This is a genomic window from Flavobacterium sp., assembly GCF_004211145.1.
GTDB lineage: Bacteria > Bacteroidota > Bacteroidia > Flavobacteriales > Flavobacteriaceae > Flavobacterium.
Genome location: NZ_SEBS01000069.1, coordinates 1 through 4,744 on the forward strand (window position 1 = coordinate 1; position 4,744 = coordinate 4,744).

The 4,744-nt window shown below is 46.4% G+C and carries 4 protein-coding genes and 2 tRNA genes; 3 read left to right on the forward strand and 3 right to left on the reverse strand.

All coding sequences use genetic code 11. The features are described from left to right. From EOO50_RS17445 to EOO50_RS17455, 3 genes are all read left to right on the forward strand, one after another. On the forward strand, positions 1-263 hold a 263-nt coding region (locus tag EOO50_RS17445), incomplete at its 5' end, for a hypothetical protein (RefSeq protein ID WP_290841566.1). Next, the gene (locus EOO50_RS17450) at positions 253-3,771 is read left to right on the forward strand and encodes a PAS domain S-box protein (protein WP_290841567.1); all 3,519 of its coding nucleotides are present in this window, start codon (positions 253-255) and stop codon (positions 3,769-3,771) included. The genes EOO50_RS17445 and EOO50_RS17450, both read left to right, overlap by 11 nt. A gap of 30 nt (positions 3,772-3,801) precedes the next feature. Beyond that, positions 3,802-4,194: a response regulator gene (locus EOO50_RS17455; protein ID WP_290841568.1), complete on the forward strand. Its 393-nt coding sequence runs from the start codon at positions 3,802-3,804 to the stop codon at positions 4,192-4,194. A gap of 63 nt (positions 4,195-4,257) precedes the next feature. On the opposite strand, the gene rpsT is transcribed toward EOO50_RS17455, so the two are convergent. The 3 genes from rpsT to EOO50_RS17470 form a co-directional block, all read right to left on the reverse strand. Continuing rightward, a complete protein-coding gene (gene rpsT / locus EOO50_RS17460) occupies positions 4,258-4,512 on the reverse strand; it encodes a 30S ribosomal protein S20 (RefSeq protein ID WP_290841569.1) in 255 nt (84 codons plus the stop codon). Positions 4,513-4,544: 32 nt separating this feature from the next. Next, a tRNA-Glu gene (locus EOO50_RS17465) sits at positions 4,545-4,616 on the reverse strand. A 43-nt stretch (positions 4,617-4,659) separates the two neighbouring features. Further along, positions 4,660-4,731: transfer RNA gene (locus EOO50_RS17470), tRNA-Glu, on the reverse strand. Positions 4,732-4,744: the final 13 nt, after the last annotated feature.

Genomic DNA, 4,744 nt, shown 5'->3' on the forward strand with positions numbered 1-4,744 from the left:
CCTTTAAAAATCCCTATATCGAACCAACGGCCGCGCTTCCTGCCAGTCGTTTTACGGAAACCACGGCCGTATCGGAATCGATTTCGCCAACGAGGATTTGCGATTGCAACGAACACTTCAACCAATCAATTACAGATGCTCGTGTATCGACTCTTGAACCTGGATTACCTTTTCTCTTTCGTCTTGAAGGATTGGCGCGTCATGCACCCAATCGCGATTTCCATTGTTGCACGCAATTCAAAATCGGCATAGATGGAATATAAAACTACCGGATTACAGGTTTTGATCGTTGAGGATAATCCGGGAGATTACGTATTGATCGGAGATTATTTATCGGAAACCTTCGAGAATCCGGTTTTGCACAAAGCCCGTTCGTTTTCAGAAACCAAAAAATTTCTCGAGAAAAATACGGTCGACATCGTGCTTCTCGACCTCAAATTACCCGACGTTTCAGGCGAACAGCTGCTTCATGACGTCGTTTGCATCGTCGATGACATTCCGATAATCGTACTTACGGGTTTCGCCGACAAAGACTTCGGATACAAGTCGCTCTCGTTCGGCATTTCCGATTATCTGCTCAAGGACGAACTCACGCCTTCACAGCTTTTCAAAAGCGTCACGTACAGCCTGGAGCGGTTCAAGATCAGCCGAAGATTGCGCGAGTCGGAAGAAAAATACAAGACGTTGTTCAAGTCAGGGCCGATGCCCAAATGGATTTACGACGTCGAAACGCTTAAATTCCTTGACGTGAATGAAGCCGCGGTCCAACACTACGGTTACAGCCGCGACGAGTTCCTGAACATGACCATCCGCGACATACGGCCGCAGGAAGATTTGCTTCTGCTCGAGGTAACGATACGTAACAATGCGCTGCATCCGTTCACGAAAACCACATCCCGACATCTCAAGAAAAACGGCGACATCATGGATGTGGAAGTCCAGAGCAGCAGTATCGAATTCGACGGAAAGAACGCGCGAGTCGTAGTTTCGACCGACGTTACGAGCAGGCTGTCGTCTGAAAAAATCATCTCGTCGAGTGAACAGCGTTTCAAGACGCTCGTGCAGGAAAGCGGCGACCTAATCACGATTCTCGACGTCCACGGCAACTTTTTGTATGCAAGCCCGAACCACGAAACGATCTTAGGCCGAAAAACAAACCAGCTTCTGCATAAGAACATCCTGGATTTCGTTCACGAAGACGACACTGAAAAAGTGCGCGCGTTTTACGTTACATTGGCGACCGAACCGCGTATTTACTCAAATCCATTCCGGATGCGGCATGCCAACGGATCGTTCCTTTGGCTTGAATCCATAGGTACGAACGCCTTAAATGACAATGCCGTCAATGGCCTCGTCCTGAATTCGCGTGATGTGACCATCCGCGTCGAAAACGTGAAACACATACGCGAGATCAACGAACGCTTCACCGCTATCGCAAAGGCGACGAGCGATGCGATTTACGATTACGATTACGCGAACCGCGAGATTTTGCTTGTCGGCTCGAATTATAAAACGCTTTTCGGATATGATTTCGAAAACGATACGACCGACAACGACTTTTTTATTTCATGCATACATCCCGACGATCGCGAACATGTACTCTCATTCTTGAGAAATGCCGTCCGAAACAAAAAGAACGGGCATTTCGAACTCGAATATCGTTTTAGGAGGCTCAACGGCAGTTACGCGAATATCCTCGACCGTTTCGACATCATCCGATCGGGCGATACGGCGGTCAAGAAAGTAGGCGCGATGCAGGACATCACGACGCGAAAACTGCAGGAAACGATTCTGAATTTTGAAAAGGAGATTTATGAGCTGAATGCGAACCCGAAGATACATTTCAACACGGTCATCAATAAATTGGTCGCCAGTATCGAAGAACTCATCCCCGATTCGTACTGCACGATCCTGATGCTCAACGATGACGATACGATGAAGCACATCGCCGGCGATTCCCTTGGCGAAGAATTTAAGGGAGTTTTTGACGGAATTAAAATCGGTCCCGATGTGGGTTCTTGCGGAGCAGCCATGTATACCGGAAAAAAGGTAATCGTTTCAGACATCGAACACGATCCGTTGTGGGAAAATTATAGAAATCTGATTGAAAAATTCGGGGTAAAAGCCTGTTGGTCGGTGCCAGTCAAGAAAACCTCGGGCAAGGTCGTGGCCACTTTCGCCACTTACTACAAACGGGTAAAATCACCTCACGCCGACGAAATCAATCTCGTGGAACGCGTGGGAAACATGATTGGCGTACTCATCGAAAATCGAAATGCGTTCGAGGAAACCGAGCGCGCCAAAGAACGGTACGACATCGTGGCCAAAGCGACGAGCGATACGATTTGGGATTGGAACATACAGGACGACAAATTCGAATGGAACAAAGGAATTCAAGGTGTTTTCGGTTATAAACGCAACGAAGTCGGGAATACTTCACGTTGGTGGTTCGATCGGATCCACACCGAGGACAGCATCAAAATGGCGATGAAACTCTACTCGTTCCTCGAACAAAAAACCGAGAAATGGCAGGATGAATATCGTTTCGCCTGTGCCGACGGTTCGTATAAATATGTATACGACCGCGCCTTTCTGGTAAAGGACGCCGAGGGCAAAGCTATCCGTATGATCGGGGCGATGCAGGACGTGACGCGCCAAAAACAGGAAGAGCAACGACTTAAATTGCTTGAGACGGTGATTACGCAAATGAAGGATTCGGTCATCATCACCGAGTCGGACAAAACCGGAAATACGATCCCGAAAATCGTATTCGTGAATCCTGCGTTTTCAGCGATGACGGGTTACAAACCCAGCGAGGTCATCGGTCGAGCCCCGACAATATTTATGGACCGGAAAGCCGTTCGCAAAGACGTCGGACGCTTATTGCAGGCGCTTAAGAACAAAACCGAATTCAAGTTCGAGACGCTCAACGTCAAGAAGTCGGGCGAACAATATTGGGTGAATTTCTCGATGATCCCGATCACGAACACTGAAGGCGAACATTCGCATTGGATCTCGATACAGCGCGACATAACCGACGAGAAACGACAGGAAAAAGAGAAAGAGCAGTTGATTCGCGAACTCACGCAGAACAACAAGGATTTGAAGCAGTTTTCATATATCACATCGCACAACCTTCGCGCTCCGTTGTCGAATCTTACGGGATTGCTCAATCTCATCGAGGACATGCCAATCGAGAATCAGCAGCTGAAAGACATCCTGAACGGTTTCCACAAGTCGACGCATCTGCTTAATGAAACCATCAATGATTTGGTTCGAGTCGTCATCATCAAAGACAATCCGTCGATACAGAAGGAAGAAGTCCTGATCAAGGACGTGTTCGAAAACGTGTTCAACCAGTTGAGTTTCATGATCGCGATGTACAAACCGATCATCAACATCAAACTCGAAAAAGTTTCGATTCTGAATATAAACAAGGCGTACCTCGAAAGCATTTTGCTAAATTTGCTTACCAACGCGATCAAATACCGCGATCCGGACAGGAAACTCAAAATATTCGTATCGTCGAAAATGGTCGGCGATTCCATCGTGATCGTCTTTAAGGACAATGGTATCGGCATCGACATGGAACGCAACCGCGACAAGATATTCGGACTGTACCAGCGTTTCCACAATTATCCTGACAGTAAAGGTCTCGGATTGTACCTGGTCAAGTCGCAAATCGAAAGCATGGGCGGCAATATCACAGTTGACAGTACCGTAGACAAAGGCACCACATTTACCTTAACCTTTAAAAAACAAACCACTTAATACATTAATTTCTTTACAAACAACTACAAAATGCTACACAAATTACTTTGCGTGGACGACGACCCAATCACACTGATGCTTTACAAGATGGTAATTGCGAAGGCTGAATTTGCGTCAAGTGTCGATACCGCTCAAAACGGTGAAGAAGCCATCGCTTATTTTGATGAATTGAACAAAAAAGGAGGCGAATTCCCAAAATTGATTTTCCTTGACCTTAACATGCCGATCATGGGCGGATGGGAATTCCTCGATTTATTTTCGTCCGACAAATACGAGGCGTTCAGGGCGGCGAAGGTTATCGTGCTTTCGTCGACGATAGATCCTCAGGATATCGAGAAATCCAAATCGTATCCTCAGGTGATCGATTTCAGGTCGAAACCGATCTCCAAGGAAATGCTTTCGGAACTTCAGGACATCTTCTAAAAAAGTAAACGCATAAAAAAAGCTCCCGATTGGGAGCTTTTTTATTTTCTACACGATTCATGATTAAGCTAGTTTAGCAACTTGCTTGGTAAGTTTCGATTTCAAGTTCGAAGCTTTGTTATCGTGAATGATGTTTTTCTTGGCGAGCTTGTCGATCATTGAGATCACAGCAGATAGCTTTGACGAAGCATCGTTCTTGTCAGTAGCCAAACGCAAAGCTTTGATAGCGTTACGCGTTGTTTTGTGTTGGTATCTGTTCAACACTCTTCTCTTTTCGTTGCTTCTGATTCTCTTTAATGCTGACTTATGATTTGCCATTTTGTTTTGTCTGAATTTGTAATTTCTTTTTGTAGTCCGTAGGGGAATCGAACCCCTGTTACCAGGATGAAAACCTGGCGTCCTAACCCCTAGACGAACGGACCGTTATTCACCTTGGCTCCAACACGGATTGTTGGAATTTATTTGTAGCCCGTGGGGGAATCGAACCCCCCTTACCAGGATGAAAACCTGGCGTCCTAACCGATAGACGAACGGGCCATGGTCGCTATTG

Coding starts and splice junctions, on each gene's coding strand:
- EOO50_RS17455 (WP_290841568.1), top strand. CDS start 3,802: ATGCTACACAAATTACTTTGCGTGGACGACGACCCAATCACACTGATG.
- EOO50_RS17450 (WP_290841567.1), top strand. CDS start 253: ATGGAATATAAAACTACCGGATTACAGGTTTTGATCGTTGAGGATAAT.
- rpsT (WP_290841569.1), bottom strand. CDS start 4,512: ATGGCAAATCATAAGTCAGCATTAAAGAGAATCAGAAGCAACGAAAAG.